Raw genomic sequence first — 22,415 nt, forward strand, 5'->3', positions numbered from 1 at the left:
CGGGGGGGGGGGCGCCCCCCGCCGCCCCGCCGCCCCCCCCCCGGGGAGGGGGCCGGTCAGGCGTCGAGTTCCTTGACGAGCGCGAGCACGTGCATCTGCGGCGGCGGGTCGAGCTGGATCTTGTCCGAGAGGTTCATGGAGCCGTCGCCCATGGCCTCCGTCAGCCGCTTCATGGCCGCCTTGGCGTCGCCCTCGATGTCGTACACCGCGACGTAGGGGTCGCCGTCCTTGGTCGGGGCGTAGCGGCGCGCGGAGACGAAGCCGTCGAGCGCCAGGACCTCGGGGATGTGGACGTCCTCGTACCAGCGGTTGTACTCGTCGGCCACCTCCGGGCTCGCGGGCCGGGACATGACGTGCAGGATCGACTTCGCGGACATGCGCGTACTCCAATCGCGTGGCTCCGACCGGATGCTATCTGCGCGGAATATGCCGGTTCCGGCCGGTGGCTCCGCTCGGATGTTATCCGCCTTCTCGATAATTGAGAATGACGTTCGCGCACGTGCGGTCAGCGGGCGAAGACGCCGAGCGCGTCGTAGGCGTGCCAGGAGCCGGTCCGCTTGTCGATCGTGAGGACGTTCTCGCCCGTCCGCAGCGCGGCGGACGGGAGCGGCAGCTCGACGTACGAGGGCTTGAGCGGCGTTCCGGGGCGCGTCGCGTCGCCTTCGAGGGAGCCGCGCGTGCCGCCGTTCTCGAGCGCCACCTCGCGGACCGGCGTGCCGTTGAGCGCGAGCTCGATCGTCCCCGGGATGGACGCGTGGGTGTCGATGAGCCAGATCGCGAGCCACGTCTCGCCGGACGGCACGGCCTCCAGCGGGAACCGGAACGTCGCGCGGCTCGGCTTGCGGCCCGCCCACGCGTCGGACGGGCCCGGCTGGATGTAGGCCCAGTCGTTCCCGGGGGTGCTCGTGCCGAACGTGTAGTCGGGTCCCTCGCCGAACCGGTCGCGGTACCGGGCGTAACCGTTGGGCGCGAGCGCCAGTTCGAGCGACTTGTGGTCGAACCCGCCGACGGTGGCGAGCGCCGTGCCGGACACGGTCACCGACTCGGTGCTGTGCCCCCGCAGCGCCGCGGACGGCCGGCTGCGGCGGCCCGCGGCGTCCACCGTGACGATCCGGTAGTGCCAGTCCTGCCGCGCGCCGCCCATCCGGTCGTGCACGAACGACCCGTAGACGGTCTTGCCGACGAGGGTGTCCGGCCCGATCTCGAAGCGGGACGAGCGGGACCCGTAGATCGCGTAGTGGTCGACGAGCGGCTCGTACGGCTCGCCCTTCCACGACAGGCGGATGCGCCCGATCCCGGGCTCGGCCCGCAGGGCGTGCACCGGGCGGGGCCGTCGGTTCGCGGTCATGGGTTCAGACCTCTCGGTTCAGTCCGGGACGGCCGGCCTCGGTGACGAAGCGGGCGGTCGTGCGGATCGGGGCGCCGGGACGGGTGACGTACTCGACCGTCTTGAACTGCGCGGTCATCCGGTCCGGGGTCAGGGCGCAGCTCAGGTAGCCGCGGCGCGCGCTGTACAGCTCGACGTGCGGGTTCGCCAGCCACAGGTCGCCGGTGGCGTCGGTCTCGGCGCCGTCGCCGTCGGAGGCGATCGAGCCGGTGACCAGCTCGGTCCCGACGGTGCGGGAGTCCGGGTCCTTCCAGTCGGCCTTCAGCTCGGCGGCGACGTGGCGGTGGATGTCGCCCGACAGCGCCACCGGGTTCGCGATCCGGTACCGCTCGAACGCCCGCCACAGCCGGTCGCGGTTCGCGGGAAAGCCGTCCCACATGTCGTTGCTGTACAGCTCCCCGGAGCCGGGCTGACGGTCGATCTCGGCCATGACGACGCCGGTGCCGAGCAGGTTCCACGTCGCGTCGGAGCGGCGGAGGCCGTCGTAGAGCCACTTCTCCTGGCGGGAGCCGAGGAGGGAGCGGCGCGGGTCGAGCCGCTCCGCGGAGTCGTCGATCACCTGCCCCGCCGGGTAGCGGTCGCGGAACTGCCGGTTGTCGAGCATGTCGATCTGCGCGAGGCGTCCCCACCGGTACCGGCGGTAGAGGGGCAGGTCGGGGCCCTCGGGGCGCATCACGGCGCGCAGCGGCTGGTTCTCGTAGAGGGCCCGGTAGGCGACGGCGCGGCGGCGCAGGAAGTCCTCGGGCGGGATGCCCTTCTCCGACCAGTCGTCGGCGTAGTTGTTCTGCACCTCGTGGTCGTCGGTGGTGATCAGCCAGGGCGCGTTCGCGTGCGCGGCCTGCAGGTTCGGGTCGCTCTTGAAGAGCGAGTAGCGCAGCCGGTACTGCTCGAGCGTCTCGGTCTCGACGGCGTGCTCGGCGGCGGGCAGCGGGACGCCCTGGCGCCACAGGTTGCTCGCGGTGATGCCGTACTCGTAGATGTAGTCGCCGAGGAACAGGACGAGGTCCAGGTCCTCCGCGGCCATGTGCTCGTACGCCGTGAAGTGCCCGTGGTACCAGGCCGCGCACGACGCGGTGGCGAACCGCAGCCCGGACGGCGTCGTCCGGTGGTCGGGCGCGGTCCGGGTGCGGCCCACCGGGCTCAGCTCCGCGCCCGCGCGGAACCGGTAGAAGTACTCCCGGCCGGGGCGCAGGCCGCGGACCTCCGCGTGGACGGAGTGCGCCAGCTCGGGCGTCGCGACGGCCCGCCCGCGCCGGACGACGCGGCGGAACGACTCGTCCTCGGCCACCTCGTACCGGACCGAGTACGGCCGCGCCGGCATGCCGCCGTGCCCGTCCGGGGCGAGCGGGTCGGGCGCGAGGCGGGTCCACAGGACGACGCCGTCGGGCAGCGGGTCGCCGGACGCGACGCCCAGCGCGAACGGGTCGGACGGGACCCTGCCGCCCACGGTCTCGTCGGCGGCGGCGGCCTCGCCGGTACCGAGCGCGAAGGCGGCGGCGCTGACGCCGGTCATCGCGAGGAACGTCCGGCGGGTGGGCGGGGGCAGGGCTGGGCTCATGCGCGGGCTCCTGGGGGAGGCGGGGGGACCGCAGAGGATCCTGGCTCCCCGGAGTGGACGGCGCCCGTCCGGCGGCCCAACCGGTGATGATCAGAAAACGATCATGAAGTGGCAGGCCGTCCGGGCCTCAGGAGGACGGGTACGGCAGGAGCCCGGCGTCGATCTCCTCCCAGCGCGCCGCCAGTTCCCTGAGGAGGCCGGGACGGCGGGCGGCGAGGTTCGCCTGCTCGCGGGGATCGGAGCCCAGGTCGTAGAGGGCGTCGGTGCCCGAGGTGCGCAGGTACTTCCACCGCCCCCTGCGCAGCGCCCGCGCGCTCCGCGTCCGCCAGAAGAGGTCGTGCCCCGGGGGCCGGGCGCCGTCCAGCAGGTACGGGGCGAGGCTGCGGCCGTCCAGCGGGTGGCCCGCCGCGGGCTCCACCCCGGCGGCGTCGAGGACGGTGGCGGTCCAGTCCTGCGTGGCGACCGGCACCCCGCTCACCTGGCGCGGCCGGATGCGGGCGGGCCAGCGCAGGATGGTCGGCACCCGGATGCCGCCCTCGTTCAGGCTCGCCTTCGCCCCGCTCAGCGGCCACTGGTACGACCAGCGCTCGCCGCCGTTGTCGCTGGAGAACAGCACGAGCGTGTCGCGCTCCTGCCCGGTGTCGCGCAGCGCCCGCAGCACCCGGCCGACCCCGGCGTCGAGCGCCTCGACCATCCGGCGGTAGGTGTCCAGGGACCCGCCGTCGTCGTGCCGCAGGGCCCGCTGGTCGCCCGCCTTGATCCGGGCGGTGATCTCCTCGCTGACCGCATGGTCGCCCGGCGCCTCCCACGGCCAGTGCGGGGCGGTGAAGTTGAGGTTCACCAGCCACGGCTCACCGCGTCGCTCCCGGACGTACGTGGCGGCCCGGTCGGCGATCGTCTCGGTGTAGTACCCGAGCGACTCGGTGGGCACCTCGCCCTCGTACAGGTCGACGCCGCGCGAGCTGATCTTGGAGTAGTAGTCGACGGCGCCCGACATGTTGCCGAAGAAGGTGTCCCAGCCCGACTTCAGCGGGCTGAACCACGGCAGGAAGCCGCAGTGCCACTTGCCGAACATCGCCGTCGCGTAGCCCGCCCCCTTGAGCAGGGAGGCGAGCGTGGGGTGCCCGGGCGGGATGCCGATCTGCTCGCCGGGGGTGCCGATCGGCTCCTCCAGGCCGCCGCGGAGGCGTCCGGGGTAGCGCCCGGTGTAGAGCCCGAACCTTGTGGGCGAGCACACGGCCGCCGCCGAGTACCCGTCGGTGAACCGCACCCCGCCGGACGCCAGCCGGTCCAGGTTCGGCGTGCGGATGTGCGTCGAGCCGTAGCAGCCGAGGTCGGCCCAGCCCAGGTCGTCGCCCAGGACGACCAGCACGTTCGGCCGGGCCGCCCGTCCGCCGGGGGCGGCCTCGAACGCGCGCTCCCGCGCCTGCGCGCCCGTCCCGCCCAGGACGGGCGCGGCGGCCGCCGCGGCGGCTCCCGCGACGGCTCCCGCGACGGCGCTTCTGCGGCTCACAGCGCCCACGAAACCACACCTTTCCTACCAAAGAAGTAATAAGACCAAAATAGTAGGGATTGGATGATCTCCAGGCAAGAGGGGCCTCGCGGTGCCGTCCGGGTGGCGGCGGGCGGGCGGCGGGACGCCGTGCGGTGCGGCGCGATCCGGGGCGCCTTCGGGGGCCGCGGCGGGCTCTGACCGGCGGGCGGAGGCCCGATGTGCAAGTAACTCGATATCGAGATAAATTGGAGATAGCTTGACGTCGAGAGAAATCTTGTCGAAGTTGGGCCGCCCCGATTCTCGGCCGAGGGCCGGGCTAAGGCAGGATCAGGGGAGATGAGCTTTCCGTCCCGCCCGGGCGACGCCGGTCACGGGGGCGGGATTTCGACGAACTGAGAAGACCAGCGCCGCGCGCTCATGTCCCGGACCGGACGCGCGGTGACGACGGAGGAGGAGTCCGTGTCCGCGAACAGCTTCGGCAGCCTGAGCAAGCTGCAGGTGGGCGATAAGTCCTACGACATCTACCGGCTGGACGCCGTCGAGGGCTCGGCCCGTCTCCCGTACAGCCTCAAGGTGCTGCTGGAGAACCTGCTGCGCACCGAGGACGGCGCGAACGTCACCGCCGACCACATCCGCGCGCTCGCGGGGTGGGACGCCAAGGCGCAGCCGAGCAAGGAGATCCAGTTCACCCCCGCGCGGGTGATCATGCAGGACTTCACCGGCGTGCCCTGCGTGGTGGACCTGGCGACGATGCGCGAGGCCGTCCGCGACCTCGGCGGCGACGCCTCCAAGATCAACCCGCTGGCGCCGGCCGAGATGGTCATCGACCACTCCGTCATCGTCGACTACTTCGGCTCGCCGGACGCGTTCGAGCGGAACGTGAAGGTCGAGTACGAGCGCAACAAGGAGCGCTACCAGTTCCTGCGCTGGGGCCAGACGGCGTTCGACGAGTTCAAGGTCGTGCCGCCCGGCACCGGCATCGTCCACCAGGTGAACATCGAGCACCTGGCCCGAGTCGTGTTCGACCGCGGCGGCGTCGCCTACCCCGACACCTGCGTCGGCACCGACTCGCACACCACGATGGAGAACGGCATCGGCGTCCTCGGCTGGGGCGTCGGCGGCATCGAGGCCGAGGCCGCGATGCTCGGCCAGCCGATCTCGATGCTCATCCCGCGCGTCGTCGGCTTCAAGCTGACCGGCGAGCTCCCGGCCGGGACGACCGCGACCGACCTCGTGCTGACGATCACCGAGATGCTCCGCGAGCACGGCGTCGTCGGCAAGTTCGTCGAGTTCTACGGCGAGGGCGTCGCCGCGCTGCCGCTGGCCAACCGCGCCACCATCGGCAACATGAGCCCCGAGTTCGGCTCCACCTGCGCGATCTTCCCGATCGACCAGGAGACGACGAAGTACCTGCGCCTCACCGGCCGCAGCGAGGAGCAGATCGCGCTCGTCGAGGCGTACGCCAAGGAGCAGGGCATGTGGCTCGACCCGTCGGCCGAGCCCGAGTTCTCCGAGTACCTCGAGCTCGACCTGTCGACGGTCGTCCCGTCGCTGGCCGGCCCGAAGCGCCCGCAGGACCGCATCGCCGTGTCGGAGGCCAAGGAGACCTGGCGCCGCGACGTGCAGAACTACGTCAGCAGCATCCAGGGCCCGACCGACGAGTCGTCCGACGAGTCGTTCCCCGCGTCCGACTCGCCGGCGATCAGCCACGGCGGCAACGGCGACAAGCCCCGCGAGCACGCCACCGACGGCGCGTCCCGCCCGCACAACCCCGTCCAGGTCACCCTGGAGGACGGCACGACCTTCGAGCTCGACCACGGGCACGTCGCCGTCGCGGCCATCACCTCCTGCACCAACACCTCGAACCCGTACGTCATGGTCGGCGCGGCGCTGCTGGCCAAGAACGCGGTCGAGAAGGGCCTCACCCGCAAGCCGTGGGTGAAGACCTCCCTCGCCCCCGGCTCGCAGGTCGTCACCGACTACTTCGAGCGCGCGGGCCTCACCCCCTACCTCGACAAGATCGGGTACAACCTGGTCGGGTACGGCTGCACCACCTGCATCGGCAACACCGGCCCGCTGCAGCCGGAGATCTCCAAGGCGGTCAACGACAACGACCTCGCGGTCACGGCCGTCCTGTCCGGCAACCGGAACTTCGAGGGCCGCATCAGCCCGGACGTGAAGATGAACTACCTCGCGTCCCCGCCGCTGGTCATCGCCTACGCCCTCGCCGGGACGATGGACATCGACATCCTCAACGACCCGATCGCCGACGGCACCGACGGCCCGGTCTACCTGCGCGACATCTGGCCCGCGCCGGAGGAGGTCGCCGCGATCGTCGAGTCGTCCATCGGCCAGGAGATGTTCACCAGCAGCTACGCCGACGTCTTCAAGGGCGACGACCGGTGGCGCGGCCTCGACATCCCGACCGGGAACCTCTTCGAGTGGGACCCGGCGTCCACGTACGTCCGCAAGGCCCCGTACTTCGACGGGATGTCCGCCGAGCCGGAGCCGGTCACCGACATCCACGGCGCGCGCGTCCTGGCGAAGCTGGGCGACTCGGTCACCACCGACCACATCTCCCCGGCCGGGGCGATCAAGGTCGGCACGCCCGCCGCGCAGTACCTCCAGGACAACGGCGTCGCGGTGAAGGACTTCAACTCCTACGGCTCGCGCCGCGGCAACCACGAGGTGATGATCCGCGGCACGTTCGCCAACATCCGGCTGCGCAACCAGCTCCTGGACGGCGTCGAGGGCGGCTACACCCGCGACTTCACCCAGGAGGACGCGCCGCAGTCCTTCATCTACGACGCCGCGCAGAACTACGCCGCGCAGGGCACCCCGCTCGTCGTCATCGCGGGCAAGGAGTACGGCTCCGGCTCGTCCCGCGACTGGGCCGCGAAGGGCACCGCGCTGCTCGGCGTCCGCGCCGTCATCGCCCAGTCCTACGAGCGGATCCACCGCTCGAACCTGATCGGCCTCGGCGTCCTGCCGCTGCAGTTCAAGGACGGCGAGTCGGCCGAGTCGCTCGGGCTCACCGGCACCGAGACGTTCGACATCACCGGCGTCACCGCGCTCAACGAGGGCGGCGTCCCCGAGGAGGTCACGGTGAAGGCGGACGGCAAGGAGTTCAAGGCCGTCGTCCGCATCGACACCCCCGGCGAGGCGGACTACTACCGCAACGGCGGCATCCTGCAGTACGTCCTGCGGAGCCTCATCCGCAAGTAACGCGATCCGCGCGCACGGGCCGTCTCCCTCGGGAGGCGGCCCGTTCCGCGTTCCCGGGACGTAGTACTCCGGAGCCAGGCGCGAGGTCGGTCCCGTGGAGGGATGCGCCCCGGCCGTCCCCGGCACAGGATCCCTTCTGGGTGGCGCCGGGGCCGCTGCCCGCCGCGGCTACCGTCGTGGCGAGGCGCCGGGCCGCGCGACAGACCGGCCGGACGGACGGGAGGCGCGATGACGCTCGGGTCGGTCGTGCGGAACGTGTGGCGGGACCTCTCCCCGGCCGCCGGTCCCGCGCTGCTGCCGCTGGACGTCCCGTCCCGGCCCCGGTTCGCGGCCTGGCTGCCGCACGCGCTGGTCGTCGGGGGCGCGGCCGTGCTCGCCGGATCGTCCTGGCACATCCTGCTCACCGACTACGCGGTGCCGAACGGGTGGGCGGCGGCGCTGGGCGTCGTCCACGCGTCCGCGGTGGCGGTGTGCGCGGTCCGGCCGATGGCCGGCTGGTGGCTGTCGCTCGCGATGGTGACGGTGACCGCGCTCGCCGCCGCGTCCGCCCGTCCGGACGGCGGGCCGCTGTGGGCGGGGCCGAGCCTGTCGGTGCACCTCGCGGTGCTCGCCCTGGTCGCGCTGCGGGTGCCCGCGCGCGTGGCGGCGCTGATGTGGGGGCTCACCGCGGCCGTCGCGGCCGCCCTGGCGGTCGCGCTGCCCGGCCGCGACGAGTTCCCGAGCCTCACCGAGGTGCTGTTGGTGTCCGGCACGGTGCTGCTGGCGGCGGCGGCCCTGCGGGGGAGGGGCGACGCGCTGCGCGGGCTCGCGCGGGAGCGGCAGCGGCGCGCGCTGCTGGAGGAGCGCGCCCGGATCGCGCGGGAACTGCACGACGTGGTCGCGCACCACATGTCCGTCGTCGCCGTCCAGGCCGAGGCCGCCCCCTACCGGGTGCCGGACGTGCCGGACGAGCTCGCGCGCAGCTTCACCGTCATCCGCGAGAACGCGCTGGAGGCGATCGACGAACTGCACCGCGTCCTCGGCCTGCTCCGGGAAGGGGACGGCCCGGCGGCGGGCCCGGCCGCCGACGCGGCGCCGCAGCCCACCCTGGACGGGCTGGACGGCCTCGTCGACGGCCTCCGCGCGACCGGCCTGGCCGTCGAGCTGCGGGTGTCGGGGCGGCGGCCCGCGACCACGCCCGCGCTGGAGGTGTCGGCGTACCGGATCGTGCAGGAGGCGCTGAGCAACGTCCTGCGCCACGCGCCGGGCGCCGCCGCCCAAGTCGTCGTCGCCCACCGTCCGGACCGCGTCGAGCTGACGATCGACAACGGCCCGCCGGCGCGGGCGCCGCAGCCGCCGCCGCGCCGCACCGGCCACGGGATACTGGGGATGCGGGAACGGGCCGCGATGCTGGGCGGCGAGCTCGCCGCGCGCCCGCGCCCGGACGGCGGCTTCACGGTGACCGCCGTGCTCCCGGCGGGGAAGGAGGGCCACCGGTGACGGTCAGGGTGCTGCTCGCCGACGACCAGGAGATGGTCCGCGAGGGGTTCTCGGTGCTGCTCGGCGCGCAGCCCGGCATCGAGGTGGTCGGGGAGGCCGCCGACGGGCACGAGGCCGTCGCGAAGACCGCCGAGCTGGCGCCCGACGTCGTCCTGATGGACGTCCGCATGCCCGGCATGGACGGGCTGGAGGCGACCCGGCGGATCTCCGCGACCACCCGGGTCATCGTCCTCACGACGTTCGACCTGGACGAGTACGTGTACGGGGCGCTGCGCGCGGGCGCCGCCGGGTTCCTGCTGAAGAAGGCGTCCGCCGGGGCGCTGGCGGAGGCGGTGCGGGTCGTGGCGGCCGGGGAGGCGCTGCTGGCCCCGTCGGTCACCCGGCGGCTGATCGCCGAGTTCACCCGGCTCGGCGGCCCCCGCGCGCCCCGCCGCGAGCGGCTCGGACGGCTCACCGGGCGGGAGACCGAGGTGCTGACGCTCGTCGCGCACGGCCTGTCGAACGCCGAGATCGCCGGGCGGCTGGTGCTGGCCGAGCAGACCGTGAAGACGCACGTCAGCAACATCCTCGCCAAGCTCGACCTGCGCGACCGCACCCAGGCGGTCGTCCACGCCTACGAGACCGGCCTCGTCCGGCCGGGCCCCGAGGCGCGCTAGTGCTCGGCGGCGAGGCGCAGCCCGAAGCCGATGAACGCGACCCCGGTGACCTGCTGGAGGCGGCGCTTCACGGACGGACGCGCGAGCGTGCGGCGCGCGGCGCCCGCGGCGCACACGAGCAGGGCGCACCACGCGAGGCCCTCGGCGATGTGGATGACGGCGAACAGCATGCTCGTCCCGAACACCGGGGCGTCCGCGGGGAGGAACTGCGGCAGTAGGCTCATGTAGAACACGCCGATCTTCGGGTTGAGCAGGTTCGTGGCGAGCCCGGTGCGGTAGGCGGCGGCGCCGGAGGGCTCCGGCTCCGGCGCGGCGCCGTCCGCGCCGGCCTTCCGGCGGGCCCGCCAGAGCGCCTGCCCGCCGAGCCACAGCAGGTAGCAGGCGCCCGCGATGCGCAGCACGTCGAACGCGAACCGGGACGCCGCCAGCAGCGCCGTCAGCCCCGCCGCGCTCGCCGCGCCCCAGCACAGCAGCCCGGACGCGATGCCCGCCGCGGCGAGGAGCCCCGTGCGGCGCCCGCCCGCCACGGTGGTGCGCAGCACCAGCATCGTGTCCAGACCGGGAGTGATCGTGACCAATGCGGCGACGGCGGCGAAGGTCAGACATGCACTGAGCATTCCGACATTCTGCCAAGTGGCCGCGGGCCGCGCGGGCATCGTCCCCGCCCGGTTGGTTACATCGCAGGTATGGCTGACACCACGAAGAAGATCGGCGACCTGGACGTCTCCGGGCTGTGCCTCGGCGGCAACGTGTTCGGCTGGACGGCCGACCGCGACACCTCGTTCCAGATCCTGGACGCCTACGCGGCGTCCGGCGGCACCTTCATCGACACCGCCGACTCCTACATGGCCTCCGCGCCCGGGAACGGCGGCGGCTGGCGTTCAGCGAGCGGGAAGGGACGGCCGGGTACGTCGGCATCCAGCCGCACTACAACCTCGTGTCCCGCGACACCTACGAGGGGCCCCGGCGCGACATCGCCGAACGGCACGGGCTGGCCTGCATGCCGTACTACGGCCTCGCCTCCGGGTTCCTCACGGCCAAGTACCGTCCGGACACCCGGGTCGACAGCGCGCGCGCCGGGAAGGCGGCGAAGCACCTGGAGACCGAGCGCGGACGCCGAGTGCTGCAGGCCCTCGACGAGGTCGCCCGGGAGACGGGCAAGGCCCACGCGACGGTCGCGCTGGCGTGGCTGGCCGCCCAGCCGACCGTCGTCGCGCCCATCGCCAGCGCCCGCACGATGGAGCAGCTCCCGCCGCTGCTGGACGTCCCGGGCACCGTGCTCACCCCGGACCAGCTGAGCCGCCTGACCGAGGCGTCCGCCTGACTTGTATCGTTCCACGGCGTGAATCCCGATTTCCTGATCATCGGGGGAGCGGCCGCGCTGCTGGGCGCCATCGTGCAGGGCAGCGTCGGCCTCGGCGTCGGCCTGGTCGCCACCCCGATCGTGACGATGCTGTTCCCGTCGCTGATGCCGGGCACGATCCTCGTGGTCGCGACCGTCCTGCCCCTGGCGACCCTCGCGCACGAGGCGCGGCACGTCGAACTGCGCGGCCTCGGCTGGGCGTTCGGCGGCCGCGTCGCCGGGACGCCGCTCGGCGTCTGGCTGGTGGCCGCCGTGCCCGCCCGCGCCCTCGGCATCGTCATCGGGTTCTTCGTGCTGGCCGCGCTCGCCGCCACCGCCTGGACGCGGGACGTGCCGCGCAACCGCCGCACGCTGACCGCCGCGGGCGTCATCGCGGGCACCACCGGCACCGCGTCCGGCATCGGCGGCCCGCCGATGGCGCTGCTGTACCAGCGCGAGAGCGGCCCGCGCGTCCGCGCCACCCTCGCGCTGTTCTTCGTCGGCGGGTGCCTGCTCTCGCTGGCGTCCCTCGCCGCGTTCGGGCGGCTCTCCGGCGAGCAGGTCGCCGCCGGGTTCGCGCTCGTCCCGTTCGTCCTGGCCGGGTTCTTCGCGGCGGGCCCGTTCCGCCGCTACCTGGACGCCGGGCGCCTGCGCGTCGCGCTGCTCATCGTCGTCGGCACGTCCGCGGTGCTGCTGATCGTCCGTAATCTGATGTGATGCGCCCGACGAAGGCCGATCTGGAGGCCGCCCGCGACCGTGTCATCCCCGACGTCCTGCCCGCCCCCGGCGGCGCGCTCCGCGTCCTGTTCAGCGGCATCAACCCGGGCCTGTACTCCGGCGCGACCGGCCACCACTTCGCCCGTCCGGGCAACCGCTTCTGGCCCGCGCTGTACCGCTCCGGGTTCACCGACCGGCTCCTCGACCCGTCCGAGCAGCACCTCCTGCCCGCGTTCGGCCTCGGCATCACCAACCTCGCGCAGCGCACCACGGCCCGCGCCGACGAGCTGACCGCGGACGAGCTGCGCGACGGCGGCCGCCGCCTGCGGGCCCTCGTCGACCGGCACCGTCCCGCCTACCTCGCGGTCGCGGGCGTCACCGCGTACCGCACCGCGTTCGGACGTCCCGGCACCCGGATCGGCCCGCAGGACGACATGTTCGGCTCCGCCCGCGTGTGGGTGCTGCCGAACCCGAGCGGCCTCAACGCGAGCTGGTCCCTCGACCGGATCGCGGGCGAGTTCGCCCGCCTCCGCGAAGCCGCCGACGCGGCCGCCGCCGCGGGCTAACCGGCCGGGTTCGCGGCGGACGCCGTGAGCATCGCCTCCACCTCGGCGACGAGCGACGCCGACGGCTCCCACAGGTCCGTGCGGCCGAGCGCCACGATCGGGCGGGGCAGCGCGCGAACGTCCGCCAGGTGCCAGTGGTGCATGCCCGGCTCGGCCCACGGGCCGCACGCGCACGCGTCCGCGTCACCGCCGCGGGCGCGCGGCAGGCCGGCCGTACCGGACGGCCCGACGGTCGCGGAGCAGACGGCGGCGAGATCGGCGACGGCGATGGCCGCGCCGATCGCGGCGAGCGGATCCCGCGGGTCCCACCCGGCGGCCTGCACGAGCGGGGAGTCGCACGCCGACAGGTCGACCCGCATGGACGCGTGGATCAGCAGCGGCCCGCGGTAGGCGGTCGGCGCGCCCTGGTTCGAGACGCTCTTGCCGCCGCGCGCGATCGCGAACGCCCAGGGCTGCTGAACACTTATCGCCTGCACGCGGTCACCTCCAGTGCTCGACCGTCTCCGTCTCCGGCTTCGTCTCCGGCGGGGACGCCGCGCGGCAATGCCCGAGAGGCTAGGCGCATCGGGGCGGTTGCGCCAACGGAGGAGGTGAGCGGCTCGGTCATGCCCGATCCATCTCGATCATCTGTGTGACGCGCGAGAACGCAAAGTGGTTGACGGAACAACTGTGCGCGAGTGACAAACGCGAAGAGGGGGATACGCCCCAGGACGCACGTTCACCCCTTGAGCGCGCCCGCCATGAGCCCGCGCATGAAGAACCGCCCGAGCAGCAGGTAGACGAGGATCGTCGGCAGCGACGCCAGCAGCGCCGACGCCATCTGCACGTTGTACTGGACGGCGACCGCGCCCGAGCCCGCCGTGTTGTTCAGCATCACCGTGACGGGCCACGAGTCGGGCGCGCCGAGGAAGACGGCGAACAGGAAGTCGTTCCAGATCGACGTGAACTGCCAGATCAGCGTCACGGCGAACGCGGGCGCCGACAGCGGCAGCACGACCGACGCGTACGTCCGAAGCATCCCCGCGCCGTCCACGCGCGCCGCCTCGATCAGCTCGTCCGGGATCGACACGTAGTAGTTGCGGAAGATCAGCGTGCAGATCGGGATGCCGTAGACGACGTGCACGAGGACCAGCCCCCGGATCGTCCCGACGATCTGCATGTCGGTGAGCAGGCCCGCGAGCGGGATCATCACGGCCTGGTACGGGATGAACATCCCGAACAGGAACAGCGTGAAGACCGCGTCGGCCCCCGGGAACCGCCACTTCGACAGCACGTAGCCGTTCAGCGAGCCGAGCACCGCCGAGATCGCCGCGCCCGGGATCGCGATCTGGAAACTGTTGACGATGCCGGGGCGCAGCTCGTCCCACGCGGCCGTCCAGCCGGACGTGCTCCACTGCTCGGGCAGGTTCCACGCGGTCGCGGGCCCGGCCTCCTGCAGCGGCTTGAAGCTGGTGACGAGCAGGACGTACGCCGGCATCAGGAACAGCACGACGAACAGCAGCAGGACGGCCGGGCGGCCGAACCGGAGCGCGCGGCTCACCGGGCCCGCTCCTGCCGGACCGTCCACACCAGGTACGGGACGACGAGCACGGCGACCGCGACCAGCAGGTACGTGGCGATCGTCGCGCCGTTCGCCGGGTCGTGCCGGTCGAAGATCTCGACGTAGGCGGCGACGGCCGGGACGTAGGTGATGATCTGCTTGCCCGCGATCGCCATGATCAGGTCGAACACCTTCAGCGAGATGTGCCCGAGGATGATCAGCGCCGACAGCGTCACCGGGCGGAGCTGCGGGAACACGACGTAGCGGTACACCTTCCACTCGGACGCGCCGTCCACCCGGGCCGCCTCGCGCAGCTCCTCGGGGACGCCGCGGAACCCGGCCAGGTACAGCGCCATGACGTAACCGGACATCTGCCAGATCGCCGGGAGCGCCATCGCGGCCATGCCCCAGTCGGGGTGCTGCCACCACGTGTTCGCCAGCGCACCCAGCCCTGTGTCGTGGAACAGCTGGTTCAGCCCGACGGCCCGCTCCGCGGGCGCCGGGTTCAGCAGCCACCGCCACACCACGCCCGCGGCGATGAACGACACCGCCATCGGGAACAGGTACACGACGCGGAACCCCGCCTCCGCCCGGACGCCCTTGTCCATCAGGAACGCGAGGAACGCGCCGAGCAGCAGGGCGCCCAGCACGAACACCGCCGTGAACACCAGCGCGTTGCGCACCGCGCCCGGCCAGCTCGGCTGGTCCCACAGGTCGACGAAGTTCTTCCCGCCGTCGAACCCCAGCGGGGACACCTCGTCGTGCTTGCCGCTCAGCGCGACCCTCGTGTTCCAGAAGATCAGCCCGTAGACGAACAGGCCGATCGCCACGACCGACGGCGAGATCAGCAGCAGGCCCGGCAGCCACCGCCGGACGCGGCGCGCCTTCACTGCCCGCTGTTCCGCGCCGCCTGCACCAGCGCCTGCCGGAGCTTCGCCGGGTCCTTGTGCTGGAGGAAGAGCCCGACCGCCGTGTCGATGTCGGTGTGCCACTTGTTGTTCGCCGTCACGCCGTGCCAGAACGACCCCGCGAGCTTGATACCGGGCTTGTTCCACTCGGTGATGGCGTACTCCAGGTAGCCCTTGTAGAGCGACTTGTCGCCGTCCGTGCGCGCCGGGATCGAGCCCTTCTTCGGGTTGAACGCGTCCTGGCCCTCCTTGCTTGCGACGGTCTTCAGCCAGGCGAGGGCGCCGCCGCGGTGGGGCGCGTTCTCAGGGAGCGTGAAGCTGTCCGACAGCCACATGTACGTGCCGTCGGTGCCGGGAGCGGGCGCGTGGTCGAAGTCCGTGCCCTGCTTCTTCGCCAGCCCGTTCGGGGCCGGGTTCACGAAGTAGCCGTACGCCCAGTCGCCCATGATGTTGAACGCGGCGCGGCCGTCCACCACGGCCTTCGCGGCGCCCTGCCAGTCGGTCGACGCGGCCTCGGCCGTCGTGTACTTCATGATCTCGGCGAAGTCGTCGAGGGCGGCCCCGACCGCCGGGGTGTCCCAGTTCGCCCCCGGCTGCCAGAGCGCGTTGTACGCCTCGGTGCCGAGCGAGCCGAGCAGGACGTTCTCCAGCAGGTGGTCGGCCGTCCACTGCGCGCCGAGCGACAGCGGCACCTTGTCGGTCTCGGCGTCCACGGCCTTCAGCGCCTCGATGAACGCGTCGATCGACTCCGGCGGCCCGTCGACGCCGGCGTCCTCCAGGATGCCCGGGTTGTACCAGAGGACGTTCGACCGGTGGATGTTCACCGGCACCGAGTAGATGCTGCCCTTGTAGGTGATCTGGTCGAGGAGCTGCTTCGGGTAGACGTCCCGCAGCCCGTTCTCGTCGTAGAAGTCGTTCAGCGGCTCGATCTGCCCGGCCTTGATGTAGTCGAGCAGCTCGGCGCCCGCGTGCCCCTGGAACGAGTCCGGCGGCTTGCGGTTCTGGAGCCGGCTCGACAGCACCGCCTTGGCCTGCGTGCCGGACCCTCCGGCGATCGCCGCGTTGACGAACTTCGTTCCCGGGTTCTGCTTCTCGAACAGGGCCTGCAGCGCCGTCAGCCCCTCGGCCTCGCCCGGCCCCGTCCACCACGAGAAGACCTCGACCTCGGAGCTGTCGTTCGAGCCGCCGTCGCCGCCGCAGCCCGCGAGGGCCAGCACACCGGCCAGCGCGGCCGCGGCGAACGACGTCGTCCGGCCCCGGCCGGAGGCGTTCCTTCGAGTACGTCCGAACATCGCCCGTCCCTTCGGTCGCCCGAGAAACAAGCGTCTGCTCGGTGATCAACACCGTCAACACCCGTACGAAACAGTGACCGCGCGGTTACATCGGCCTGTACGGGCGGCGGATCACCAGCCGACCGCGGGCGGCAGCGGACCCGCCCCCGCGTCCGGCCAGTCGAGCGGCGCGCCCAGCGGCGCCAGCTCGGCCATCTGCAGCCGGTACCACGGCGACGACTCCGGCCGCCCCGTCAGCTCCAGGCAGCGGTCCCACGACCACCACTCCGCCGCCTCGACCTCCTCCGGATTGAGCGCGACGGCCCCGCCCGCCGCGACCGTCGCCCGCACCACCGGGCACCGCTCGTGCTCGACCGTCCCGTCCTCGGCGACCGCCCGGTACCGGAACCGCGGCAGGACGGACGTCAGCGCCGCGCCCCCGATGCCCAGTTCGTCCCGCAGCCTGCGCTGCACCGCGTCCCGCAGCTTCTCCCCGGGGGCCGGGTGCCCGCAGCAGCTCCCCGTCCACACGCCCGGGAACGTCCGCTTGCCGAGCGCACGCTGTGTGATCAACACGCGACCGTCCGTGTCCACCACATAGCACGAAAAAGCCAGGTGGTAGGGCGTCTCGCTATGGTGGCTCGCGACCTTCGGGGCCGTCCCCACGGCCTCGTCGTCCGCGTTGAGCAGTACGATCTCTTCCTCGACCATGGGTTCTTCCTACCCCATCCCCCTCACGCGGAAAGGCCGTTCGACCCGGTGACCTCACCTTTGGTGAGCGGTTTCGCACCCGCGGGGGAGACTCCCTCCGGCACGTAGCGATCGAACCGGGATTAGACTCGGAACGGCCCGAGCCAGGGGAGCCCGTCGTCCCCCATGAGGAGTTGAAATCGCGTGAGCCTGCTGGAGTCGATCAAGGACCCCGACGACCTCAAGCGACTGGACGCCGCTCGGCTGTCTCGGCTCGCGGAAGAGATCCGCGAGTTCCTCGTCCACGCGGTGTCCAAGACCGGCGGTCACCTCGGCCCGAACCTCGGCGCCGTCGAACTGACGATCGCGCTGCACCGGGTCTTCGACTCGCCCAAGGACAAGATCCTCTTCGACACGGGCCATCAGGCCTACGTCCACAAGATGCTCACCGGCCGGCAGGACTTCGAGAAGCTCCGCCGCCGCGGCGGCCTCTCCGGCTACCCGAGCGCCGCCGAGTCCGAGCACGACGTCATCGAGAACTCGCACGCCTCGACCGCCCTGTCGTACGCCGACGGGCTCGCCAAGGCGTTCCAGCTCCGCGGCGAGGACGACCGCGCGGTCGTCGCCGTCGTCGGCGACGGCGCCCTCACCGGCGGCATGTGCTGGGAGGCGCTCAACAACATCGCCGGCGCCGCCGACCGCCCCGTCATCATCGTCGTCAACGACAACGGCCGCTCCTACTCGCCCACCATCGGCGGCCTCGCCGGCCACCTCGCCGACCTGCGCGTCACGCAGGGCTACGAGCAGGCGCTCGACCTCATCAAGAAGACGGTGCCCCGCGCCCCCGTCGTCGGCTCCATGGCCTACGAGACGCTGCACGGCATCAAGAAGGGCCTCAAGGACGTCCTGCAGCCGCAGGCCATGTTCGAGGACCTCGGCATGAAGTACGTCGGCCCCATCGACGGGCACGACGTCGACGCCGTCGAGAAGGCGCTCCGCCGCGCCCGCGGCTTCGGCCGCCCGGTCATCGTGCACTGCATCACCACCAAGGGCCGCGGCTACGCCCCCGCCGAGAACGACACCGAGGACTGCATGCACGGCGGCGGGGCGTTCGACCCCGAGACCGGCAAGTTCCTCCCCAAGAAGGGCGGCACCGCCTGGACCAAGGTGTTCGGCGACGAGATGGTCGCGATCGGCCGCGAGCGCCGCGACGTCGTCGCCATCACCGCCGCGATGCTGTACCCGACGGGCCTCGCACCCTTCGCCGAGGCGTTCCCCGACCGCGTCTACGACGTCGGGATCGCCGAACAGCACGCCGTCACGTCCGCCACGGGCCTCGCCATGGGCGGCCTGCACCCGGTCGTCGCCGTGTACGCCACGTTCCTCAACCGCGCGTTCGACCAGGTCCTGATGGACACCGCGCTGCACCGGCAGCCCGTCACGTTCGCGTTGGACCGGTCCGGCGTCACGGGCGACGACGGCGCCAGCCACAACGGCATGTGGGACATGTCGATCCTCCAGCTCGTCCCGGGCCTGCGCATGGCCGTCCCCCGCGACGGCGCGCGCCTCCGCGAACTCCTCCGCGAGTGCGTCGCCGTCTCCGACGGCCCCACCGCGATCCGCTACCCGAAGGGCCCCGCCGCCGACGACATCGAGGCCATCGACAAGGCCGGCGACATGGACGTCCTCGCCCGCCACGACGGCTCCAACGGCACCCGCGTCCTCCTCGTCGCCGCCGGCGCGATGGCCACCCCCGCGATGGAGGCCGCGACCCTCATCGCCGCGCAGGGCATCGGCGTCACCGTCGTCGACCCCCGCTGGGTCAAGCCCCTCGACCCGGCCCTGCTCGACCTCGCCCGCGACCACACGCTCGTCGCCGTCGCCGAGGACAACGGCCGCACCGGCGCCGTCGGCGACGCCGTCGCCCGCCTCCTGCGCGACGCCGAGGTCGACGTGCCCGTCCGCACGTTCGGCATCCCGCAGGAGTTCCTCGACCACGCGTCCCGCGCCGAGATCCTCACCGAAATCGGCCTCACCCCCCAGGCCCTCGCCCGCGACATCACCGAATCCGTGGCCCGCATCTCCTCCCTGGACGACCACGAACCGGCCCCCACCACCGACTGACCCCGCCCGGCCTCGACCCGTCTTGCACGCCCTCTGGGCGCGGGGCGCCCTGCCGCCGCGCTGGTGGTGGGGTGCCCCGGCTCGGGGCGCTGGGTTCGTGTGGGGTGGGCGGGCTTGGGGTGGGGTGTCGGGTTGGTTGGGGCTCGGGTGGGTCAGCCGCCTTCGGCGGAGAGGAGTTGCCAGAAGTGGCGGACGGACGCGGCCGCGGTGCCCAGTTCGCGGCCCGCGTACGTCCAGCGGCCGCGCAGCATCCAGAGGCGGCCGGCGCCGTCCTGGACGTAGACCTGCAGCGGGAAGCAGGCGTCGTGGGCGCGGATGACGCCCGCGTGGTCCACCGCCGGACGCAGGTCGGGGGCGCCCTCGCAGCGGACGCCCATGACGGACGTGCGGGGATCCTGGCGGAGGAGCCCTCGCGTCAGGTCATGCACGAGTACGGACACGTAGTCGGGACCTAGCCACCTCAGGTCGGGCACAGACTCGGGTGGGGGGAACCCGTACAGTTCTGGACCGCCGGTCACAGGCGGCACCGTAGCGCCCCGGTCACTCTCCCGTCACTACCCGGCGGACGGTTTGTTGCGGCAGGCGGACGTCATCGCCTCCCAGCGGCCGAGTTTGACGCGGTCGCCGCGGTCGAGCGTGCGGGCGAGGGCGATCTCGGCGGCGTCCAGGTTGAGCCAGTCGGCGTACGTGACGACGGGCAGCCCGCGGGACTCCAGGAGCTCCTCGACGGTGTGCTCGGGCGGGGTGCGGTCGGCGGGCAGGTCCGCGAGGAGGTTGCGGACGGTCTCGGCGGCGTCGGACTTGTTCGTGCCGACGACGCCGGTCGGGCCGCGCTTGATCCAGCCGGTGACGTACTCGCGGGGGACCTGCGCGCCGTCCGGGCCGATGATCCGGCCGCCCTCGTTGGGGACGACGAAGGAGCGTTCGTCGAACGGGACGCCGTCCAGGGGGACGCTCTGGTAGCCGACCGAGCGCAGCACCATCCCGACGGGGAGCGTCTCGTGCTCGCCCGTCCCGGTGACGCGGCCGTTCTCGTCGAGGCGGGTCTTCTCGAGCTTCAGGCCCTCGACGCGGTCGGTGCCGAGGATCTCGGCGGGGGCGCGCCAGAACCGGACGTCGATGCGGCGGGGGCGGTCCGGCGGCTCGGCCGTCCAGGCGTTGAGCACCTTGATGTTGCCCCGGACCTTGCGGTCGTTCTCGGCGAGTTCGGCGCTCGCGGGGTCGAGCTCCATGTCGGCGGGGTCGACGTGGATGCCGGCGTTCGCGAGTTCGCCGAGTTCGCGGGCCTCCTTCACGGTGAACTTCGCCTGCGCGGGGCCCCGCCGGCCGATCATGTGGACGCGGCGGACGCGGCTGCGGGAGAGGGCCTCGATGACGTGCTCGGGGACGTCGGTCGAGCGCAGTTCGTCCGAGGTCTTGGCGAGGATGCGGACGACGTCGACGGCGACGTTGCCGACGCCGATGACCGCGACCTCCTCGACGGACAGGTCGAACTCCTGGTCGGCGGCGTCGGGGTGCCCGCAGTACCAGTTGACGAAGTCGGTGGCGGCGACGCTGCCGGGCAGGTCCTCGCCGGGGATCCGCAGGTGCCGGTCGACCATCGCGCCGGTCGCGTAGACGACGGCGTCGTAGCAGCCGAGCAGGTCGGCGCGGGTGACGTCGCGGCCCAGCTCGACGCAGCCGAAGAACCGGACGGCGGGGTTCTCCAGCACTCGCTGGAGGTACCCCGCGATCGACTTGATGGACGTGTGGTCGGGGGCGACCCCGTACCGGACGAGCCCGTAGGGCGTCGGCAGCCGGTCGAACACGTCGACCCGGACGTCGCCGTCGGCCTGTTTCACCAGGGCCTCGGCGGCGTAGATGCCCGCAGGGCCGGACCCGATCACCGCGACTCGCGCAGGAGAAGCCATGCGGGCCATTGTGCACACCGTCTCATTCATTGAACACCGTGAGACAGGTCACTCGGCCCGCGCGAGGCGGCTGTGCCCGCGTCCGTAGAGGAAGTAGACGACGACGCCGATCGCCATCCACGCCAGGAACCGGTACCAGGTCTCCAGTGGCAGGTTGATCATCACGAACAGGCAGCCGAGCACCGACAGGATCGGGACGATCGGGACGAACGGCGTCCGGAACGCGCGGGGCAGGTCGGGCCGGGTGCGGCGCAGGATCGGGACGCTCAGCGAGACGACGACGAACGCGAACAGGGTCCCGATGTTGACGAGCGTCGCGAGTTCGGTGAGCGGGATGAACCCGGCGATGGCCGCGGCGAGGACGCCCATCAGGATCGTCGAGCGGTACGGCGTCTGGAAGCGCGGGTGCACGCTGGACAGGAACGGGGGCAGCAGGCCGTCGCGGCTCATCGAGAAGAACACGCGGCTCTGCCCGAGCAGGAGGATGAGCACGACGGACGTGAGCCCGACGACCGCGCCGACGTTGATGATCGTGGCGAACGCGGGCGCGCCGACGGACTCGAACGCGTGGGAGAGCGGCGCGTCGACGTTCAGCTGTGTGTACTTCTGCATGCCGACGACGACGGCGGAGACGGCCGCGTACAGGATCGCGGTGATGACGAGGGACCCGATCAGCCCGATCGGCAGGTCCCGCTGGGGGCGGCGGGCCTCCTCGGCGGTGGTCGCGACGATGTCGAAGCCGATGTAGGCGAAGAAGACGACGGCGATGGCGGAGAAGATGCCGAGCCAGCCGAAGTTGACCGGGGTGATGCCGAAGATCACCTGCATCAGCGGCGCGTCGACGCCGGACGCCTCGGGCGTCGACTGCGACGGCGGGATGAACGGGTCGTAGTTGTCGCCCTTGATGTAGAACAGCCCGGCGAAGATCACCAGCAGGACGATCGTCACCTTGATGGCGACGACGACGGCGTTGACCCGCGACGACACCTTGATGCCGAGGACGAGCAGGACGGTGACGGCGAGGACGAGCGCGATCGCTGGGACGTTCACGACGCCGCCCTCGCCCGGCGGCGCGGCGATCGACTCGGGGATGTCGATGCCGGCGTCGCTGAGCAGGGACGCGAAGTAGCCGGACCAGCCGACGGAGACGACGGCGGCGGCGAGCGTCAGTTCGAGGATGAGGTCCCAGCCGATGATCCAGGCGGGGAACTCGCCGAGGGTGGCGTAGGAGAACGTGTAGGCGGAGCCGGCGACCGGGACGGTCGAGGAGAACTCGGCGTAGCAGAGCGCGGCGAGCCCGCATACGACGGCGGCGAGGATGAAGGAGAGCGCGACCGCGGGACCGGCGTTGTTGCGGGCGACGACGCCGGTGAGCACGAAGATGCCGGTGCCGATGATGACGCCGACGCCGAACACGACGAGGTCGAGGGCCGACAGGCCCCGCCGGAGCCGGTGTTCCGGATCCTCGGTGTCGCGGATCGACTGCTCGACCGATTTCTTGCGCAGCAGGCTCATGCTTCGGCTCCCCGGGGCGGTCCGATCGTCGT

The 22,415-nt window shown here is 72.3% G+C and carries 20 protein-coding genes; 7 read left to right on the forward strand and 13 right to left on the reverse strand.

The genetic code is table 11. The features are described from left to right. Nucleotides 1-56 precede the first annotated feature (56 nt). From AB0L25_RS23340 to AB0L25_RS23355, 4 genes are all read right to left on the reverse strand, one after another. The gene (locus tag AB0L25_RS23340; protein ID WP_500174771.1) at nt 57-377 is read right to left on the reverse strand and encodes a hypothetical protein; all 321 of its coding nucleotides are present in this window, start codon (nt 375-377) and stop codon (nt 57-59) included. 128 nt (nt 378-505) lie between these two features. Beyond that, a complete protein-coding gene (locus AB0L25_RS23345) occupies nt 506-1,348 on the reverse strand; it encodes a polysaccharide lyase family protein (RefSeq protein ID WP_500174772.1) in 843 nt (280 codons plus the stop codon). A 4-nt stretch (nt 1,349-1,352) separates the two neighbouring features. Further along, nucleotides 1,353-2,945 (reverse strand): alkaline phosphatase D family protein, encoded by a 1,593-nt coding sequence (locus AB0L25_RS23350; protein WP_500174773.1) that lies wholly within the window; start codon nt 2,943-2,945, stop codon nt 1,353-1,355. Nucleotides 2,946-3,072: 127 nt separating this feature from the next. Continuing rightward, nucleotides 3,073-4,467, reverse strand: a complete 1,395-nt coding sequence (locus AB0L25_RS23355) for a sulfatase family protein (RefSeq protein WP_500174774.1) — start codon at nt 4,465-4,467, stop codon at nt 3,073-3,075. 390 nt (nt 4,468-4,857) lie between these two features. On the opposite strand from AB0L25_RS23355, the gene AB0L25_RS23360 reads away from it, so the two are divergent. The 3 genes from AB0L25_RS23360 to AB0L25_RS23370 all read left to right on the forward strand — a co-directional run bounded on the left by AB0L25_RS23360 (nt 4,858) and on the right by AB0L25_RS23370 (nt 9,800). Continuing rightward, nucleotides 4,858-7,665, forward strand: coding sequence for an aconitate hydratase (locus tag AB0L25_RS23360; protein ID WP_500174775.1), 2,808 nt, complete (start codon nt 4,858-4,860; stop codon nt 7,663-7,665). A 228-nt stretch (nt 7,666-7,893) separates the two neighbouring features. Further along, entirely contained in the window at nt 7,894-9,144 is a 1,251-nt protein-coding gene (locus AB0L25_RS23365; protein WP_500174776.1) for a sensor histidine kinase, read from the forward strand. Then, nucleotides 9,141-9,800: a response regulator gene (locus AB0L25_RS23370; protein WP_500174777.1), complete on the forward strand. Its 660-nt coding sequence runs from the start codon at nt 9,141-9,143 to the stop codon at nt 9,798-9,800. Before AB0L25_RS23365 ends, AB0L25_RS23370 begins: the two co-directional genes overlap by 4 nt. Here the strand turns inward: AB0L25_RS23370 and AB0L25_RS23375 are convergent. Then, nucleotides 9,797-10,417: a LysE family translocator gene (locus AB0L25_RS23375; protein ID WP_500174778.1), complete on the reverse strand. Its 621-nt coding sequence runs from the start codon at nt 10,415-10,417 to the stop codon at nt 9,797-9,799. The genes AB0L25_RS23370 and AB0L25_RS23375 overlap by 4 nt on opposite strands. Nucleotides 10,418-10,737: 320 nt before the next feature. On the opposite strand from AB0L25_RS23375, the gene AB0L25_RS23380 reads away from it, so the two are divergent. From AB0L25_RS23380 to mug, 3 genes are read left to right on the forward strand one after another with little or no spacing between them, the layout of a single operon-like run. Continuing rightward, nucleotides 10,738-11,124 carry an aldo/keto reductase gene (locus AB0L25_RS23380; RefSeq protein ID WP_500174779.1) on the forward strand — a complete coding sequence of 129 codons (387 nt, stop codon included), beginning with the start codon at nt 10,738-10,740 and terminating at the stop codon, nt 11,122-11,124. 18 nt (nt 11,125-11,142) lie between these two features. Further along, nucleotides 11,143-11,859 (forward strand): sulfite exporter TauE/SafE family protein, encoded by a 717-nt coding sequence (locus tag AB0L25_RS23385; protein WP_500174780.1) that lies wholly within the window; start codon nt 11,143-11,145, stop codon nt 11,857-11,859. Continuing rightward, a complete protein-coding gene (gene mug, locus AB0L25_RS23390; RefSeq protein WP_500174781.1) occupies nt 11,859-12,425 on the forward strand; it encodes a G/U mismatch-specific DNA glycosylase in 567 nt (188 codons plus the stop codon). The genes AB0L25_RS23385 and mug overlap by 1 nt, the downstream gene beginning before the upstream one ends. Here mug and AB0L25_RS23395 read toward each other — a convergent pair. From AB0L25_RS23395 to idi, 5 genes are all read right to left on the reverse strand, one after another. Beyond that, on the reverse strand, nt 12,422-12,901 hold the full coding sequence (locus tag AB0L25_RS23395) for a hypothetical protein (protein ID WP_500174782.1): 480 nt from the start codon (nt 12,899-12,901) through the stop codon (nt 12,422-12,424). The genes mug and AB0L25_RS23395 overlap by 4 nt on opposite strands. Before the next feature lie 242 nt (nt 12,902-13,143). Then, complete coding sequence (locus AB0L25_RS23400) at nt 13,144-13,965, reverse strand: carbohydrate ABC transporter permease (protein WP_500174783.1); 822 nt, start codon at nt 13,963-13,965, stop codon at nt 13,144-13,146. Next, a complete protein-coding gene (locus AB0L25_RS23405) occupies nt 13,962-14,855 on the reverse strand; it encodes a carbohydrate ABC transporter permease (protein ID WP_500174784.1) in 894 nt (297 codons plus the stop codon). Before AB0L25_RS23405 ends, AB0L25_RS23400 begins: the two co-directional genes overlap by 4 nt. Further along, a complete protein-coding gene (locus tag AB0L25_RS23410; protein ID WP_500174785.1) occupies nt 14,852-16,165 on the reverse strand; it encodes an ABC transporter substrate-binding protein in 1,314 nt (437 codons plus the stop codon). Before AB0L25_RS23410 ends, AB0L25_RS23405 begins: the two co-directional genes overlap by 4 nt. Nucleotides 16,166-16,276: 111 nt before the next feature. Continuing rightward, on the reverse strand, nt 16,277-16,855 hold the full coding sequence (gene idi, locus AB0L25_RS23415; RefSeq protein ID WP_500174786.1) for an isopentenyl-diphosphate Delta-isomerase: 579 nt from the start codon (nt 16,853-16,855) through the stop codon (nt 16,277-16,279). 183 nt (nt 16,856-17,038) lie between these two features. Here idi and dxs point away from each other — a divergent pair, with 183 nt between their 5' ends. Continuing rightward, on the forward strand, nt 17,039-18,958 hold the full coding sequence (dxs, locus tag AB0L25_RS23420; protein ID WP_500174787.1) for a 1-deoxy-D-xylulose-5-phosphate synthase: 1,920 nt from the start codon (nt 17,039-17,041) through the stop codon (nt 18,956-18,958). 152 nt (nt 18,959-19,110) lie between these two features. Here the strand turns inward: dxs and AB0L25_RS23425 are convergent, their stop codons facing one another. The 3 genes from AB0L25_RS23425 to AB0L25_RS23435 form a co-directional block, all read right to left on the reverse strand. Then, a complete protein-coding gene (locus AB0L25_RS23425; RefSeq protein ID WP_500174788.1) occupies nt 19,111-19,398 on the reverse strand; it encodes a hypothetical protein in 288 nt (95 codons plus the stop codon). A 114-nt stretch (nt 19,399-19,512) separates the two neighbouring features. Next, entirely contained in the window at nt 19,513-20,868 is a 1,356-nt protein-coding gene (locus AB0L25_RS23430) for an FAD-dependent oxidoreductase (RefSeq protein WP_500174789.1), read from the reverse strand. Between the two features lie 48 nt (nt 20,869-20,916). Next, nucleotides 20,917-22,383: an amino acid permease gene (locus tag AB0L25_RS23435; protein ID WP_500174790.1), complete on the reverse strand. Its 1,467-nt coding sequence runs from the start codon at nt 22,381-22,383 to the stop codon at nt 20,917-20,919. Nucleotides 22,384-22,415: the final 32 nt, after the last annotated feature.

This window comes from Spirillospora sp. NPDC052242, from assembly GCF_040679555.1.
In the GTDB taxonomy this organism is placed as follows: Bacteria; Actinomycetota; Actinomycetes; order Streptosporangiales; family Streptosporangiaceae; genus Spirillospora.

Coding starts and splice junctions, on each gene's coding strand:
- mug (WP_500174781.1), top strand. CDS start 11,859: ATGCGCCCGACGAAGGCCGATCTGGAGGCCGCCCGCGACCGTGTCATC.
- AB0L25_RS23375 (WP_500174778.1), bottom strand. CDS start 10,417: ATGCTCAGTGCATGTCTGACCTTCGCCGCCGTCGCCGCATTGGTCACG.
- AB0L25_RS23345 (WP_500174772.1), bottom strand. CDS start 1,348: ATGACCGCGAACCGACGGCCCCGCCCGGTGCACGCCCTGCGGGCCGAG.
- AB0L25_RS23435 (WP_500174790.1), bottom strand. CDS start 22,383: ATGAGCCTGCTGCGCAAGAAATCGGTCGAGCAGTCGATCCGCGACACC.
- AB0L25_RS23360 (WP_500174775.1), top strand. CDS start 4,858: ATGTCCCGGACCGGACGCGCGGTGACGACGGAGGAGGAGTCCGTGTCC.
- AB0L25_RS23340 (WP_500174771.1), bottom strand. CDS start 377: ATGTCCGCGAAGTCGATCCTGCACGTCATGTCCCGGCCCGCGAGCCCG.
- AB0L25_RS23365 (WP_500174776.1), top strand. CDS start 7,894: ATGACGCTCGGGTCGGTCGTGCGGAACGTGTGGCGGGACCTCTCCCCG.
- AB0L25_RS23350 (WP_500174773.1), bottom strand. CDS start 2,945: ATGAGCCCAGCCCTGCCCCCGCCCACCCGCCGGACGTTCCTCGCGATG.
- AB0L25_RS23430 (WP_500174789.1), bottom strand. CDS start 20,868: ATGGCTTCTCCTGCGCGAGTCGCGGTGATCGGGTCCGGCCCTGCGGGC.
- AB0L25_RS23410 (WP_500174785.1), bottom strand. CDS start 16,165: ATGTTCGGACGTACTCGAAGGAACGCCTCCGGCCGGGGCCGGACGACG.
- idi (WP_500174786.1), bottom strand. CDS start 16,855: ATGGTCGAGGAAGAGATCGTACTGCTCAACGCGGACGACGAGGCCGTG.